The organism is Anaerococcus octavius, assembly GCF_900445265.1.
Classification (GTDB): Bacteria; Bacillota; Clostridia; order Tissierellales; family Peptoniphilaceae; genus Anaerococcus; species Anaerococcus octavius.
On record NZ_UFTA01000002.1, the window covers coordinates 1,830,627 to 1,846,091 of the forward strand.

Here is a 15,465-nt window from a genome sequence, read left to right on the forward strand (position 1 = left end):
TTTAATAGTAAAAATAATAGAAAGTATAATATTATATGGAGAAATTTAAAAATCTTGATAAAGAAAAGAAATTGAACTTTTACATATTATTAATTTCTGTTCTAATTATAATATTTGCAATCGCTCATGCAAGTGCTATTTCAAATAAAGAAGCTTTTGAAGATTACTTAAAAAATTATTATAGAGTAGATTACTCTAGCTATTTAGCAAATATCGACTCCTATAGAAACTCTATAATGGTTTATCCTGTAATGCTAATTATATATACGATTTATAGCTTTAATCAAAAAGAATTCGGTTTAATATATAAAATTATAAATTGTTATGTATGCTTTTCTTTACAATCAATGACTTGGATGTCATTTGTTCCCCACACAATATATAGCAATTTGATGCTTTTACTATTTGTAATCTTATTTGCTCTTATTATAATGAGGACACGAAAAGAGTCTGATAAAAGAGCTTAGATTTTTTTGAAAAAATTTAGCAATATAAAAAGTCAACCTGTTAAAAGATGATAGCAGGCTGATCTTTTTGGTTATTGTTTTATAAAAAATTAGTATTCATTAGTGTATGAAGTTAATAGATCGATATAGTAATCTATAAACTGTAAGTAAATTTCTTTGTTTACTCGTTCGTCTACTTGGTGAGGACCTTCACCTGGACCGAACATCAAAAATGGAAAACTTTCGTCTTTATCACGTAATAAGTTTGAAGCATCTGTAACTGCAACTGTGGGTGAAGTAATAAAAGTTTTTTCATATTTAAAATGTTCTTTAGCTTTTTTTACACCTAGATTAACTAAGTTATTTTGACCTGTAGTTACAACTGGATCTAAGTCCAAGTAAATTTCTTGGCTTAAATCTGCACCATTCTTATTGGCATCTTTTAAATATTTTTCAAACAATTTTTTAACTTTTTCATTGTTATATTCTGGTATAGTGCGTACATTAAATTCTGCAATAGCATATTCAGGAACTGAATTAACTTGATTGCCACCGCTAATAACACTATTTGTAATAACTAGACTTTCGATAGCATCTTTAAAATCTTCTTTATTAATATTATCGGGCAATTGATCTTCTAATCCTTCGATCATGTTACTGTAGTCTAATGAATTACTTTTTGTAGTTTCTTTTAATTGTTCATATTCTTTATTAATATTATCAATAAAAGTAATTAAAGGAGTAATAGCGTTTTTTCCTAAAAATGGTATGGAACTGTGTGCTGATTTACCTCTAGAAGTGATTCTAAAATCCATAGAGCCTTTGTGAGCATAAACTAAACTTGGATAAGATGGCTCTGCAATAAGTAAGGCATCCAGATCTTTCGTATATGCCTTATCATAAAGTTGTTTTGACCCAGCTTGTTCTATTTCTTCTCCAACAGTAGCCATAAATTTAATTGTTCCCTTTTTTAGACTATTACTTTTTTTAATCTCTATTAAAGCAATAGCTAAAGCAGCTAGTCCAGATTTCATATCTGCTGCACCTCGTCCATATAGGTAGCCATTATCTTCAGTTAATGTAAAAGGATCATGTGTCCAGTCATTGTGATTGCCTTCATCAACAACATCCATATGTCCTGATACACCGATTACAGGTTTTCCAGAACCTATACTTGCAATTAAATTGGCGCGAGTTTTTGAAAGCTCATCTAAGTGTGAATCAATATCGTATTTGTCAAAAAGTTCTTGGAAATATTTAGCGACTTCTATTTCATTGTCATTTACAGTTTTAATTGCTACAATATCAGATAAAATTTTGATTTTTTCTTCATTTGTTAATTCACTCATAATTACCACCTTTCATAGGTAAGTTTACCCTCTTTATTAGATTTTAGACTCTAAATCTAGCAAATATTTTTTTAAATTAATCCCATAAGCATAACCATGCATCTTTCCATCGCTGCCAATTACTCTATGGCAAGGGATTATTATCATCAAGGGATTTTTGCCTATGGCACTTGCGACAGCTCTAACTGCGTTTTCATTTCCTATATTTTTTGCTATTTCTTTATAAGATTTAGTTTCACCATAGGGAATATTTTGTAATTCATGCCAAACTTCTTTTTGAAATCTTGTGCCTTCTAATCTTACAAGATCATAAATGCTAAACTCTTTTCTATATTTTGATAAGTATTGATTTATTTCTTTTATAACTTTATCTGTTTGACTTGTTTTTTCATTAATAGAATTTACTTCTTCTACTAATTCGATTTTGTATATTTTCTCTTGGTAAGTTAACTTTATTATTCCGATTTTTGTTTTATAGTATGCTGTTTTCATATTTATATTTTAATATATATTTATTAATTAAAAAACTTTGGATTTAATGTATAATGATTATGAATGAAAATATGAATCGAGGATGTTATGAACTACGATAAAAAAATTGATGCAATAGTAAATTATATAAAATCTGGAGAAAAAAGTGTGGATAATTTCAAAGTAGGCTTTGAAGTTGAGCATTTTATAATAAATTTTGAAAGTATGGAAACAGTTCATTATGATGATGAAAATGGAGTTCGCCAATCTCTAATGGAAATAGAAGAAATGGGATATGAAGCTTCATATGAAGGGGAAAATATTATGGGGCTTTCAGCAGATGAATTTGCCATATCTATAGAGCCTGCTGCCCAATTTGAAGTAGCTTTTGCAGCTAAAAAAACTATGGATGAACTTTTTGATAATTATAAAGAAGTTATGGGTAAAATTGTACCAGTTTTTGATAAAAAAAATCAATTATTAGCAGAAGTTGGCTACCAACCAAAATCAAAAATAGATGATTTGCCATTCATTCCTAAAAAACGTTACAAATATATGGCAAAATACTTTAAAGAATATGCAGGTACTCATCCTATTAATATGATGAAAGGCTCTGGGTCTTTGCAAGTTGCAATAGATTTTAAAGATGAAGGAGATTTTAAGAAAAAATTCTTTGTCTCCAATGCTATCTCTGCATTTTTATATAGCATTTTTGACAATGCTTATATTTTTGAAGGTGAAGTTTATCCAAAACATAATCTCCGCCAAACTATTTGGGAAAACTGTGATAAAGGACGTACTGGAGTATATCCTTTTGCCTTTGATAAAGATTTATCTTACAAAAAATATGCAGAAAAAATCTTAGCGACTGATAGTATATTTATTCATAAAAACGGTGAAGATATTTATACAGGTCCTACTCCATTTGAAGAAATTTTTGATGAGGATAGTAGTGATGATATGATTTATCATGCTCTTTCTATTGTATTTCCTGATGTTAGACTTAAAAAATATATAGAAGTAAGAATGCCTGATAATGTACCATATCCATACAATTTTGCTGCAGTTGCTCTTATTAAAAATATGTTCTATGATGAAGATATTTTAGACTTTTTATATGAATTATTTGCTGATATGACCTATGAAAAATTACAAATTTTAAAAGAAAAAACTGTTATGCAAGGCATAGATACAATCTACAAAGATAAGAAAATATCTGAATGGATGTTAGAAATTATCGAAATGATTAAAGAGGATTACAAATATGTAAGACCTTTAGAAGAGCTTCTTAAAAAAGATCAAACTCCAAAAGATATTTACGAAAGCTTATATAAGCAAGATTCAAAGAATGCAATTTATCAGTATTCTGCAAATAAATTTATAAAGGAAAACTAGTGGCAAAAATAAAAAAAGCCTATGAATGCACAAATTGTGGTCATACTCAGCCACTTTGGGCTGGCAAATGCCCAGAGTGTGGCAAGTGGGGTTCTTTGGTTGAAGTAACAGTTAAAGAAAATAAAAGTAAAGCAAAAGTTATAGTAGATGAAAAGGTCGCAAAAAAACTAAACAGTATAAAAATAAACGAATCTGAGAGGATAAAGTCAAATTTTGAAGAATTTGATAGAGCTGTTGGTGGAGGACTAGTTAGAGATAGTGTAAGTATTTTAACTGCCCGTCCAGGTGCAGGCAAATCTACACTTTTGCTCCAACTATCCAAAGCCTATGCTGATGAAGGACTGAAAATACTTTATGTGTCTGGAGAGGAATCAGAAAGTCAAATCAAGTCTCGTGCTGATCGTATTATGGAATCCTTACCTGAAAATGTCTGGATACTTTCTACAAACTCTATGGATACAGCTGTTAATGAAATTAAAAATATTGATCCGGATGTGATATTTTTAGATTCTATTCAAACTTTTTCCTTAGCTGAATTTGATAATAAGGCAGGAAGTCCAACTCAAACTATAGAAGTAGCAAATAAAGCTGTAGAGATTGCCAAAGAGGAGCGCAAAAAGCGTGCCATAATCATGATTGGCCATATGACAAAGGCAAATGAAATGGCAGGACTGCGCACTTTAGAGCATTTAGTAGATACAGTTTTACTTTTGGATGGAAAAAGTGATGAAGACCTTAGAGTTTTAACTTCTACAAAAAATAGATTTGGTCGTACTGGAGAAATAGGTTTATTTTCTATGAGCGAAGATGGCTTAATCGAAATTTCTAATCCAAGCGAATATTTTATTACAGCTCGTGAAAATGAAATTGAAGGATCAGCCATATCTGTAACCAAGGAAGGATCAAGACTACTTGAAGTAGAAATCGAATCTTTGGTAAGCAAATCATTTTTGCCATATCCGCAAAGAATAGGTGACTCTCTAAGAAAAGATGATTTAAATACACTAATTTCAATTTTACAAGAGCGAGCAGGATTAAATCTTTTTGAATACAACGTTATTATAAAAACAACTGGTGGGCTAAGATTATCTGAACCATCAGTGAACCTTGCCATAATGATGTCGATTGCATCTTCTTTTTTTAAAAAACCAATAGATGATAAGACGGTTTTTATTGCAGAAGTAGGCCTTACTGGAGAACTAAAAAAAGTTCCGCAAATAAAACAACGCATCAAGGAACTCGAAAGGCTTGGCTATAAAAAATGTTTTGTAGCTAGAAATTCTGTTGATGAAAGCGAATTTGCTGGTATAAAGGTCATACAAAGAGCAAATATTAGACAAGTAATTGACGATTGTTTTAGATAAAAAATTTAGGAGGGCACATGTGGAAGGATATTAAAAAAAGATTCACAGGAGATCATCTTTTTTTCTGGCTTGCCATTTTTTTAATAATTTACGTAAATCAGATCTATTTTGATAAGCATATAAATATTATTTTATTTATACTGCCAATTTTAATAATGGATTTAATTGAATATACTTTTAAAAGTCCTCCTAAATATCCTAAATATTTGCTAACCATCCTAATCACTGTCTTATACATGTTTTCCATGCCTAAATATAGCACTAGCTATGCTGAAAAGTTTATGGAAAATAATTATGGCAAAGATATATACTTACTAACTTATACGGTTGATCAGACAAAATCTTTTAATCCTTTTAGTAAGGAAATATATTATACATTTTTAAATGCTGATGATAAAGAATATTTATTTAATGCTAGGACAGGACAGGTTAAGGAAACAAAAGTAGATATAGAATGATTTTAAAAAAAAATAGCTACGGTCTGAAGTGTTTGAATCTGAATTATTGTTATTTTTATGTTTTTATTACTATGGTTTGGGATGCCTGACTTTTATGTAGATCTCTCGGCTACGCTCGAGATGGCAATGTGGGTTGCTTTGTTTTTAGTTGGCTTTCTTATTTATCATGTAGCTTTTTTGCTTTGTAGGACTTAGCTTAATCGGAATAATGTTTCACACTATTGTCATTTCGACCGGAGAAAGCAGTGGAGAAATTTTTTTAATAGATATGGAGTTGCTGAACTTTAGTTTTATTTTTTTTTATAGCTGCGGTTGAGGATGCCTGACTTTTGTGTAGATCTCTCCACTCCACTTCGCTACGTTCGATATCACAATAGGATATTCACTTTATACTAAGCTTTTAGTTTGTAGGATATAGAAAAGGAAATATCAATATTATTAATTCTGACTAAAAAACATCGTTAATCTTGAATTTATCAAAATATATGCTATAATTTATATTATAAATAACATATGCGATCTAAATTGCAAAAAAATACTGCCAGATCTTGGCGTACATATTATAAGGAGAAGTTTTATGAAAAACTTAAATAAATTTGCTCTAGTAGCAGTAATGGCATTTGCATTTTCAGCTTGTGGGAACGATGCCGACAAAACAGCAGATACAGAAACAGTTCCAGCAGACGAAGCTACACCAAAAGTTGGTGAGGCAACAGTTGCAGGTTACAACGGAGATATCAAAGTAACAGTTCATTTTGGTAAAGATGGAGTAATCGAAAAAATCGATACAGAAAACACAGAAACAGAAGACGTTGGAGCACCAGCTATAGAAGAACTTAAAGAAGCTATAGTAGAAAAAAATGGTACAGAAGGTGTAGATAACGTATCTGGAGCAACAGTTTCATCAGAAGCATTTAAATCAGCTGTTGATGAAGCAATAGTAAATGCAAAATAATTAATACAGAATTTTGACCATCCTTATTGGATGGTTTTTTTTGTTAAAAAAATTTAGCGATGTATAGTAACTATGAATAAACATTATAGGGGTTTTTATGAAAAAGAAAGCATGTGGCTTATTGGCTATTCCTGTTTTAATAATTGCTTTAATTATAATTCAAAGAAATCGAAGTAAAGAAGTATATGAGTATAATTCAAAAGCTATTTATGTATACAATTTGACTGATGATAGAAAAGTAACTAGTAAAAACGAAGATGAAAAACTACCCATGGCCTCTCTTACAAAAATGATGACTGTTTTAGTTGGACTTGAAAAAGTAAATAATTTATCAGATATAGCTCCTGTTGATACAGAAAGTTACCAAAAATTAGTAGGAGAAAATGCATCAATGGCTGGTTTTTTTGGTGGGGAGCTGACTACATACCGTGATTTATTTTATGGAGCAATGCTTCCATCTGGAGGAGAGGCTGCAGATTCTATAGCTATAAACATTTCTGGATCACAATTAAGATTTGTAGAATTAATGAATGATAAGGCAGAAGAATTAGGTCTAAAAAATACTCATTTTCAAAATGTAGATGGCATGGATGATGTAGGGCATTATTCATCAGCCAAAGATTTGGCTATGCTTTTAAAATATGCCCTAGATGATGGTAACTTTAGAGCTATATTTACAAAAAAAGATTTTGTAAGTCATTCTACCGACAATCACCCACAAGGCTTATATATGACTAGCACAGTTTATGACAAGCTTAAAGATTATGAACAAAATGGTTTTGAAATAATTGGAGGAAAAAGCGGTACCACTGATAATGCAGGTTTGTGTTGGGCAACACTTTCAGTAAAAAATGGTAAAGAATATATTATAATAACCCTAGGTGCCCCATACGATGATATAGATAATCCAGGTGATGGGCAAGTAAGAGATACATTAGAGATTTTAAAAAAACTTTAAGGAGTGAGTATGCAAAAAGTATTGATTTTACAAGGAAAATTTGTAGACAAACTTTGGGGTGGTTCCAGATTAAAAGATGAATTTAACTATGATATAGATTCTAATAGTGTTGGAGAATATTGGGCTATATCTGGCATGGATAAGTTAAGTTCTGTTGTAATAAATGGAGAGCTAGCTGGTCAATCTTTAAAAGATATTTATAAAAATAACAAAGAATTATTTGGAGGAAATAATCAAGGAACATTTCCACTTTTAGTAAAAATAATAGATGCGACAGATGACTTATCTATCCAAGTTCACCCGGATGATGAAATGGGCAAAAAACTTGAAAACTCCAGAGGTAAAACTGAGTGCTGGTATATACTAAATGACAATCCTTCTTCAATTATTTATGGACTCAATGCTAATTCAAAAGAAGAAGCTGTAGAAAAAATCAAAAATAAAAAATGGAATGAAGTTTTAAAAGAAGTACCAGCAAAAAAAGGAGATTTTTTCTTTGTACCTGCAGGAACAGTCCATGCAATCAAAAAGGGCTGCCTAATTTTAGAAATCCAACAAGCGAGTGATGTGACATATAGACTATACGATTACGATAGACCAGATAAAGAAGGTAACTTACGTAAGCTACACATAGAAAAATCTATGCAAGCTATAAAGCTAAATGATATAAAAAACGAACAAGAATCTGAAAAAAATGGCAATCTGACAACAACAACTCTTACCAGCAATGATTTTTTTCAAGTAAGAAAATTAGAGATAAATAATCACACAGAGATAAATAAAAATGCTGATTACTTGTTAGAATCAGTTGTAGACGGAGTTGGCGTTTTAAGAGTAGATGGAGAAGAATACAATATCAAAAAAGGAGACTTCTTTATACTAACTAATGAAGTTTCCACTTACGAGCTTGATGGAGAACTTACAATAATAGAATCAAATATAGCATAAGAAAAGAGCCTTAAGGTTCTTTTTTTTATGAAAATCATTTCATAAAACTTTTAAACTTTAAAAATTTATGAAAATTTAATCTATATTTAATAAATCGTTGATAAAAATATGGTGATAATTTAGAATTATATAAGAAAGAGTAAAAAATTGACAAAAATATTAACTTACTCTTATAAAAATGACAATAAGCAAGTTTCTTTATAATGAGGAGGGTAAGTTGGCAACATTAAGTTTAAGAAATATTGATAAAATATATCCAAACGGTGTACAAGCTGTATATGATTTCAATTTAGATATAGCTGATAAGGAATTTATAGTTTTTGTTGGTCCATCTGGATGTGGCAAATCGACTACTTTAAGAATGATAGCAGGTCTTGAAGAGATAAGCAGTGGAGAGCTTTACATAAATGATAAGTTGATGAATGATGTAAATCCAAAAGATAGAAATATAGCTATGGTTTTTCAAAACTATGCCCTATATCCACATATGAGTGTATATGACAATATGGCCTTTGGATTACAAATTCAAAAAAAAGATAAAAAAGAGATTGAAGAAAAAGTAAAAAGAGCAGCAGAAATGCTAGAATTATTGCCTTATTTAGATAGAAAGCCAGCTGCTTTATCAGGAGGTCAAAGGCAAAGGGTAGCCTTAGGTAGGGCTATTGTTCGCCAAGCAGATATATTTTTAATGGATGAGCCATTGAGTAACTTAGATGCCAAACTTCGTAGCCAAATGAGAACAGAAATTTCTAGAATCCATGATAGCTTAAATACTACCACTATATACGTAACCCATGATCAAACTGAAGCTATGTCAATGGCTAGCAGAATTGTAGTTATGAAAGATGGATATATTCAGCAAATAGGCAGCCCAGAAGAAATATATGATTATCCTGAAAACGTATTCGTAGCAAACTTTATAGGCTCACCTCCTATGAATTTTTTTAAAGGAGAAATAGATCAAGGAAAACTTATAGTTGGCAATGATAGTATTGATCTTTCTGAAAAAAATAAAAATGCACTAAAAACCTTTAAAGACCTAGATAAAGATTTAATTGTAGGTATACGACCAGAAGCGTTTTCTCTAAATGATTTAGATGGGAGAGAAAATTATATAAAAGCTCAGATTGTAAATATAGAAATGCTAGGAGATGAAACTATTATTTATGCAGAAGATAAAAAATCTTCAGTTACTATTGAAGAAGATGGCAGTAATAAGATTGCGGTAAAAGTTTCTGGTAAGTTTAAGGATAGAAATGTTGGTGATAGTATAAAATTATTTGTAAACTTTAATGATATCCACTTATTTGATAGCAAAACACAAAAGAGAATAAATTAATGGAATCATTTGCTAAGGGCATGTATAAATTGGGTGAAGTAATTTTATATGCTATTGTAAGTATGTTTTATAGTATGATCATACTTTTGCCCATATTTTTACTAAATTTATTTTTAACGGAAAATATTAGCAAGTATTTAGTTTTTTTTATTCCTCTAAGTGGACTTTTAGGATTTGCTTTAGAAAGACAGGCAAATTCTTTTACGGCTACTTTTGTAAATGACAAAAAAGCTTTCTCAACTTACTTTAAAGAAACTTTTGATGATGATATGCTTTCTAAATACTTGCTTTATGTGTTACTTTTTTCCTTATATTTTTATGCGGATTCTTCTTTAAGAATAATTTCATTCACAAATGGTTTTGTTGGAATACTAACGATAATACTTTTGTATTTTTATAGGGGGATTATATTTTATACAATACTTCAAATCTCTCATAGAAAATATATAGGTATTATTCAAACTATTAAAAATTCTCTCATACTTACATACAGATATTTTTTCTATTCTATAATAGTTTATCTTGTATGGGAGCTTTTTGAAAGACTTATAATAAATAATAATTTTTGGCTGCTTATCTTTATCTTAATATTTGCAGCTATGGTAAATACTATCAATGAATATGCTATTAGGAAATTATAGAGGAGGCTGTGATGGAAGATAGACAACCAAAAGAACAGATGAAAGAAGCAGCTATTTCTAACCAACCTGGAATAGAAAATAAAAGAGAAGCAAAAAAGAAACCTTTTAAGCAAAGATTTAAAACAAATTTGCCACTTTTAGTATTTTCCTTGCCGGCTTTTATATGGTTCATAATATTTGCCTATTTGCCAATGTTTGGCTTGATTATACCATTTAAAAGATATAAGATTTTTTCTAAAAATTTCTTTTATAATCTCTACAAAAGTGATTGGGTAGGTCTAGATAACTTTAAGTTTTTCTTTAGAAGTAAGGATGCATGGATAATTATTAGAAATACTATTGGATATAATTTTATTTTTATAATTTTAAATATAGTTTTAGCTATGTTTACTGCCATTGCCTTATATGAGATTTTAAACAAAAAGGCTGCCAAATTTTATCAAACGTCTATGTTTTTACCTCACTTTTTATCATGGGTTGTAATAAGCTATGCAGTTTTTGCATTTTTATCTCCTGATAAGGGATTATTAAATAGACTTTTAGTTAGTCTTGGTGGGGATAAGATTAACTGGTATACCAATACAAAGTTTTGGCCATTTTTTTTAGTACTTATTAATTCGTGGAAGGGTCTAGGATATAATACAGTAGTTTACTTATCAGCTCTTTCGGGTATAGATAGGACTTATTATGAAGCAGCAGCAATGGATGGTGCAACTAAGTGGCAGCAAACAAAAAAAATCACCATACCACTTTTAAAACCTGTCATTATAATAATTTTTGTAACATCACTGGCGAATATATTTAGGGCAGACTTTGGATTGTTTTTCCAAGTGCCTAGAAACTCTGGTCCTTTATATAACGTCACAAATGTAATTGATACATATGTATTTAGAGCGCTTTTACAAACAGGAGATATAGGATTATCTTCAGCAGTTTCGCTACTACAATCAGTTGTTGGTACTATTTTAATTCTATTTTCTAATAAAATTGTAAAACGTTATGATCCTCAAAGATCATTATTTTAGGAGCTTATATGCAAAAAGAAAAGACACAAAAAAAAGTATATGATCCTTTAAAAATAAGTAAAACTTCTAATGTAGTATTAAATATTGTATTAATACTTCTTACTATATCTGCTATACTACCATTTTTATTTGTGGTAATGATATCTATAACAGATGAAGCCACCATAAAATCAAATGGTTATTCCTTAATACCTGAAAAATTTTCCTTAGAAGCTTATAAGTTCATATTTAAAAGTGGTGGGCAAATAGCAAGATCATACAAAAATTCAATTATTATTACAGTAGTAGGTGTAATACTTGCCCTAATTCTTACCACCATGTATGCATATTCCTTATCCAGAGAAGATTATGAATATAAAGGGTTTTTTACCAAAGTATCTACAATTCCTATGTTATTTAGTGGAGGACTTGTAGCAAATTATTTAATTATGACCCAGTTTTTGGGGCTTAAAGATTCTATGTGGGCTTTGATTTTACCAGGACTTGTTGGTTCATATAATATTATTTTAATGAGAACATATTTTCAAACAAGCATACCTCATGCGCTCGTAGAAGCTGCAACAATTGATGGGGCAAATGAGATGCAAATATTCTTTAAGATTATTTTGCCGCTTTCATTACCGATAATTGCCACAGTTGGACTATTTTTAACTTTAGCTTATTGGAATGACTGGTATCAAGCTATGTTATATATTGATAGTGAAGATAAGATACCTGTTCAATATATGCTTATGAGAATTCAAAACTCAACAAACTTTTTGACACTTAGAAAAGATGCCTTGGGAGGACTAGCAGGTGAGATTAGAAAAACCCTGCCTCAAGAATCTTTAAAGATGGCGATAGTAGTAATTACTACAGCACCAATCCTTATTGCATATCCATTTTTCCAAAGATATTTTATAAGTGGATTAACTTTAGGGGCTGTTAAAGAATAAATTTTATATATAGGAGGGGTATATGAGAGTTTTTTCAAAAAGTGGGAAAGTTGCTATCTTGCTAGCCTTGTTAGTATCATTAGGAGCTTGTAGTAATCATGCAGAAAATGATGAAAGTAACTCTAAAAATCAAGTAAAGCAGCAAGAAAATAATTCAAATGAAGTGCCTACATTAGTTTATTACAATGTTGGACCACCACAAGCAGACACAGATGAGGTAGCAGAAAGTATAAATCAATACTTAGATAACAAGGATGCAGGATATCATATAAGTTTCCAATATTTTGACTGGGGAGATTATCAGCAAAAATTGCAATTAGCATCCAATGCTGGAGACGATTGGGATATAGCATTTACTGCTAGTTGGGCAGGACCTTATAAGAATATGGCAGAAAATGGTGCGTTTTTAGACATAACAGATCTTATAAAGGAAGATGGGAAGGCTATTTTAGATTCTGCTTCTGATGAAGTTATAAAAGGAGCTAGTATAAATGGCAGACTTTATGGAGTGCCAGCTACAGCAGAAAATATAGTACCGGCTGATTATTTTATTTGGAATAAAGAGTATGTGGATAAATACAATATTCCTATTGATGATATAAAAACAGAAGCTGACTTAGAACCATATTTAAAGGAAGTTAAAGAAAAAGAAGCTAATGTAGAATATCCATTTGTTGTACTTAGCGACTATATATTCCAAACAGAGAATCCACAGTCTGAGGCAACTCCAGGTGTAGCAGTAAAAAATGAAAATGGAAAGCTTATTGCATATAACAAATGGGCAAACCAAGAAGTAAAAGACTTAGCCTTTACTATGAAAGATTATATGGACAAAGGTTATATAGATCCGTCAGCTCCACAGCTAGAAGCTGCCAATGCCCAATCAGGGGATACTTTTCTTGTAGCAAAAGGTGAAGGTGGAGTAAATCCTGATAATATATGGTCCAGAAGCTATGATACTGAAGTAGTTTCTTCATTTGCAGAAGATAAAGCCTTAGTTACAAATGAAAAAGCAACTGGATCGCTTGCAGCAATAAATTCTCAAAGTGAACATGCCAAAGAATCTATGGACTTTTTAAATAGAATGTATAGTGATCCAGAACTAATGAGATATTTAGTTTATGGTATAGAAGGCAGACACTATAATTTAGTTGATGATAAAGTTGATATTATAGAAGATAGCGGCTACGAAGTACCTGGATTTACATTTTTAGCATCTGAAATGATGACACCAACTGTAGATGCTAACACAGATGAAAAAGATAAAAAACAAATGCTTGATACATACTTAGACAGAGTAGAAGCTTCACCAATTTTAGGATTTAACTTTGATAAGACTGGCAATGAAAAAGAAGCAGAAAATGTAGAAGAAGTCATTGAGCAATACGAAAGAGATATAAAAACTGGAGCCTTTAGCGAAGAATACTACCAAGAGTTTTTAGAAAAACTTGACATTGCAGGCATAGATAAATTAGTAAAAGATGTTCAAGAACAATTAGATAAGTGGGAAGATAAATAAATTTAATTAGATTTTAATTAAGGTATATATTTATATCTTATTAAAATAATATATTTTCATAAGGAGAAGAGTATGAAAACATTTGATTTGAAAAGAAAATTTGCTTTGATTTTAGCATTAGCACTTGGAGTTACAGGTTGTGGAAATAACGCTGAGAATAAAAATGCTGATAGCGGTGAAAAAGAAACTACAAGCTCAGAAAAAGCTGATGATCTAACAACAAGTGATAGTGGTGATATACCTACATTAACATATTTTAATATAGGAGAAGAACCAGTTAATCACCAAGAGGTAGTAGATGCAACAAATGAATACCTAGATAGCTTAGATGCAGGATATCATATAAATACGGTATTTTATGACTGGGGCGATTACCAACAAAAATTACAACTAGCTGTAAACTCTGGAGAAGATTGGGATTTAGCTTTTACATCTAGTTGGGCAGGACCTTATAAAACTCTAGCAGACCAAAACGCTTTTTTAGACTTGACTGACTATTTAGATAATGAACTTAAAGGCGCTAAAGAATTAATAGATGATAGGATGATTGAAGGTACAAAGATAAATGGACCTTTATATGCATTACCAGCAGCATATCCTGGAGTAGTTGCAGCTAATCAATTTGTATGGAACAAAGAATATGTAGAAAAGTATGATATACCATACCAAGATATACAAAATACTACACAACTAGAAGAATATTTAAAAGAAGTAAAAGATAATGAAGATCAAGTTGAATACCCATTCAATGTTGCAAGTGACTTTTTACTAGCAAGAGAAAATCCTGCTTTTGAAGTTGAAAAAGGTATAGGAGTAAAAGAAGAAAATGGCAAATTAATAGCCTACAACCTTTATAAAGATCCTGACTTTAAGGCAGAGATTGATCAAATGAAAAAACTTTATGACGATGGATTAATAAATCCAGATGCACCACAAATCCAAGCCGATGAAGCAAAAGGGGCCTATGAAGCATCCCTTGTAGGAGAATACGAAGGAGAACCTGGATCAGAGGCTATTTGGTCAACTGAAGAAGAACCAAAAGTAGCTTCTATAATAGGAGAATCTATCATTGTAGATAATGAGAAAGCTACAGGAAAATTAGTTGGAATCAATAGCCAATCTGAGTATAAAGATCAAGCTTTAGACTTTGTTGAAAGAATGTTTACAGATAAAAAACTTCAAGACCTATTATCATACGGTATTGAAGGTGTAGATTATGAATTAAAAGATGGAAAAGTTAAAAAGCTTGGAACAAAAGATGAAGTATACGATGTAGCAAGCTTCCAATACTTATCAATGTTTAATAGAACTCCTATGGCAGATGGTGTAGGAATTGGAGATCCTGAATTTGATGAAGAAGTAAAAGAATTTGAAGATAAGTTAGTAGCTTCACCAACTCTAGGATTTAGAGTCGATAAAACAAATATCCAAGGTGAATTAGAAAATGTTCAAGCTACAATTGAAAGATATTACAACAATCTTAAAACTGGAGCATTTGATGATGCTTACTATCAAGAGTTTTTAGACCAACTGGACACAGCAGGCATTGATAAAGCAATAGAAGAAATCCAAAATCAACTTGACACTTTCAGCAGTGAAAATAACTAATATTAAAGACTTACACTTTTGTGTAAGTCTTTAATTATAAATAGCAAAATGAAC

General features: G+C 30.7%; 15 protein-coding genes. 13 read left to right on the top strand and 2 right to left on the bottom strand.

Annotated elements, in window-relative coordinates; translation table 11 throughout:
- The first annotated feature begins 35 nt into the window (after window positions 1-35).
- On the top strand, window positions 36-467 hold the full coding sequence (locus DY249_RS08745; RefSeq protein ID WP_115595898.1) for a hypothetical protein: 432 nt from the start codon (window positions 36-38) through the stop codon (window positions 465-467).
- An 89-nt stretch (window positions 468-556) separates the two neighbouring features.
- Here the strand turns inward: DY249_RS08745 and DY249_RS08750 are convergent, their stop codons facing one another.
- Both DY249_RS08750 and DY249_RS08755 read right to left on the bottom strand, forming a co-directional pair.
- Window positions 557-1,795 (bottom strand): ArgE/DapE family deacylase, encoded by a 1,239-nt coding sequence (locus DY249_RS08750; RefSeq protein ID WP_115595899.1) that lies wholly within the window; start codon window positions 1,793-1,795, stop codon window positions 557-559.
- Window positions 1,796-1,831: 36 nt separating this feature from the next.
- Entirely contained in the window at window positions 1,832-2,287 is a 456-nt protein-coding gene (locus tag DY249_RS08755; protein ID WP_115595900.1) for a methylated-DNA--[protein]-cysteine S-methyltransferase, read from the bottom strand.
- Window positions 2,288-2,374: 87 nt separating this feature from the next.
- Here DY249_RS08755 and DY249_RS08760 point away from each other — a divergent pair, with 87 nt between their 5' ends.
- From DY249_RS08760 to DY249_RS08815, 12 genes are all read left to right on the top strand, one after another.
- Window positions 2,375-3,661, top strand: a complete 1,287-nt coding sequence (locus DY249_RS08760) for a glutamate-cysteine ligase family protein (RefSeq protein WP_115595901.1) — start codon at window positions 2,375-2,377, stop codon at window positions 3,659-3,661.
- Window positions 3,661-5,025, top strand: a complete 1,365-nt coding sequence (radA, locus tag DY249_RS08765) for a DNA repair protein RadA (protein WP_115595902.1) — start codon at window positions 3,661-3,663, stop codon at window positions 5,023-5,025. The genes DY249_RS08760 and radA overlap by 1 nt, the downstream gene beginning before the upstream one ends.
- Before the next feature lie 17 nt (window positions 5,026-5,042).
- Window positions 5,043-5,483 carry a hypothetical protein gene (locus DY249_RS08770; RefSeq protein ID WP_115595903.1) on the top strand — a complete coding sequence of 147 codons (441 nt, stop codon included), beginning with the start codon at window positions 5,043-5,045 and terminating at the stop codon, window positions 5,481-5,483.
- A 577-nt stretch (window positions 5,484-6,060) separates the two neighbouring features.
- Entirely contained in the window at window positions 6,061-6,438 is a 378-nt protein-coding gene (locus tag DY249_RS08775; protein ID WP_115595904.1) for an FMN-binding protein, read from the top strand.
- 97 nt (window positions 6,439-6,535) lie between these two features.
- Complete coding sequence (locus tag DY249_RS08780) at window positions 6,536-7,396, top strand: D-alanyl-D-alanine carboxypeptidase family protein (RefSeq protein WP_115595905.1); 861 nt, start codon at window positions 6,536-6,538, stop codon at window positions 7,394-7,396.
- Window positions 7,397-7,405: 9 nt separating this feature from the next.
- The gene (locus DY249_RS08785) at window positions 7,406-8,344 is read left to right on the top strand and encodes a type I phosphomannose isomerase catalytic subunit (RefSeq protein ID WP_115595906.1); all 939 of its coding nucleotides are present in this window, start codon (window positions 7,406-7,408) and stop codon (window positions 8,342-8,344) included.
- Window positions 8,345-8,561: 217 nt separating this feature from the next.
- Window positions 8,562-9,683, top strand: a complete 1,122-nt coding sequence (locus tag DY249_RS08790) for an ABC transporter ATP-binding protein (protein WP_115595907.1) — start codon at window positions 8,562-8,564, stop codon at window positions 9,681-9,683.
- Window positions 9,683-10,324 (top strand): hypothetical protein, encoded by a 642-nt coding sequence (locus DY249_RS08795; RefSeq protein ID WP_115595908.1) that lies wholly within the window; start codon window positions 9,683-9,685, stop codon window positions 10,322-10,324. The genes DY249_RS08790 and DY249_RS08795 overlap by 1 nt, the downstream gene beginning before the upstream one ends.
- 11 nt (window positions 10,325-10,335) lie before the next feature.
- On the top strand, window positions 10,336-11,349 hold the full coding sequence (locus DY249_RS08800) for an ABC transporter permease (protein WP_245943564.1): 1,014 nt from the start codon (window positions 10,336-10,338) through the stop codon (window positions 11,347-11,349).
- 8 nt (window positions 11,350-11,357) lie between these two features.
- Window positions 11,358-12,284 (top strand): carbohydrate ABC transporter permease, encoded by a 927-nt coding sequence (locus tag DY249_RS08805; protein ID WP_115595909.1) that lies wholly within the window; start codon window positions 11,358-11,360, stop codon window positions 12,282-12,284.
- Window positions 12,285-12,306: 22 nt separating this feature from the next.
- Window positions 12,307-13,803 carry an ABC transporter substrate-binding protein gene (locus DY249_RS08810; RefSeq protein ID WP_115595910.1) on the top strand — a complete coding sequence of 499 codons (1,497 nt, stop codon included), beginning with the start codon at window positions 12,307-12,309 and terminating at the stop codon, window positions 13,801-13,803.
- A gap of 72 nt (window positions 13,804-13,875) precedes the next feature.
- The gene (locus tag DY249_RS08815) at window positions 13,876-15,411 is read left to right on the top strand and encodes an ABC transporter substrate-binding protein (RefSeq protein ID WP_115595911.1); all 1,536 of its coding nucleotides are present in this window, start codon (window positions 13,876-13,878) and stop codon (window positions 15,409-15,411) included.
- The last annotated feature ends 54 nt before the right edge of the window (window positions 15,412-15,465 follow it).

What these genes read in the sequence shown, in the direction of transcription:
- DY249_RS08745 (WP_115595898.1), top strand. Translation starts at nt 36, where the DNA reads ATGGAGAAATTTAAAAATCTTGATAAAGAAAAGAAATTGAACTTTTAC.
- DY249_RS08750 (WP_115595899.1), bottom strand. Translation starts at nt 1,795, where the DNA reads ATGAGTGAATTAACAAATGAAGAAAAAATCAAAATTTTATCTGATATT.
- DY249_RS08755 (WP_115595900.1), bottom strand. Translation starts at nt 2,287, where the DNA reads ATGAAAACAGCATACTATAAAACAAAAATCGGAATAATAAAGTTAACT.
- DY249_RS08760 (WP_115595901.1), top strand. Translation starts at nt 2,375, where the DNA reads ATGAACTACGATAAAAAAATTGATGCAATAGTAAATTATATAAAATCT.
- DY249_RS08770 (WP_115595903.1), top strand. Translation starts at nt 5,043, where the DNA reads ATGTGGAAGGATATTAAAAAAAGATTCACAGGAGATCATCTTTTTTTC.
- DY249_RS08775 (WP_115595904.1), top strand. Translation starts at nt 6,061, where the DNA reads ATGAAAAACTTAAATAAATTTGCTCTAGTAGCAGTAATGGCATTTGCA.
- DY249_RS08780 (WP_115595905.1), top strand. Translation starts at nt 6,536, where the DNA reads ATGAAAAAGAAAGCATGTGGCTTATTGGCTATTCCTGTTTTAATAATT.
- DY249_RS08785 (WP_115595906.1), top strand. Translation starts at nt 7,406, where the DNA reads ATGCAAAAAGTATTGATTTTACAAGGAAAATTTGTAGACAAACTTTGG.
- DY249_RS08795 (WP_115595908.1), top strand. Translation starts at nt 9,683, where the DNA reads ATGGAATCATTTGCTAAGGGCATGTATAAATTGGGTGAAGTAATTTTA.
- DY249_RS08800 (WP_245943564.1), top strand. Translation starts at nt 10,336, where the DNA reads ATGGAAGATAGACAACCAAAAGAACAGATGAAAGAAGCAGCTATTTCT.
- DY249_RS08805 (WP_115595909.1), top strand. Translation starts at nt 11,358, where the DNA reads ATGCAAAAAGAAAAGACACAAAAAAAAGTATATGATCCTTTAAAAATA.
- DY249_RS08810 (WP_115595910.1), top strand. Translation starts at nt 12,307, where the DNA reads ATGAGAGTTTTTTCAAAAAGTGGGAAAGTTGCTATCTTGCTAGCCTTG.
- DY249_RS08815 (WP_115595911.1), top strand. Translation starts at nt 13,876, where the DNA reads ATGAAAACATTTGATTTGAAAAGAAAATTTGCTTTGATTTTAGCATTA.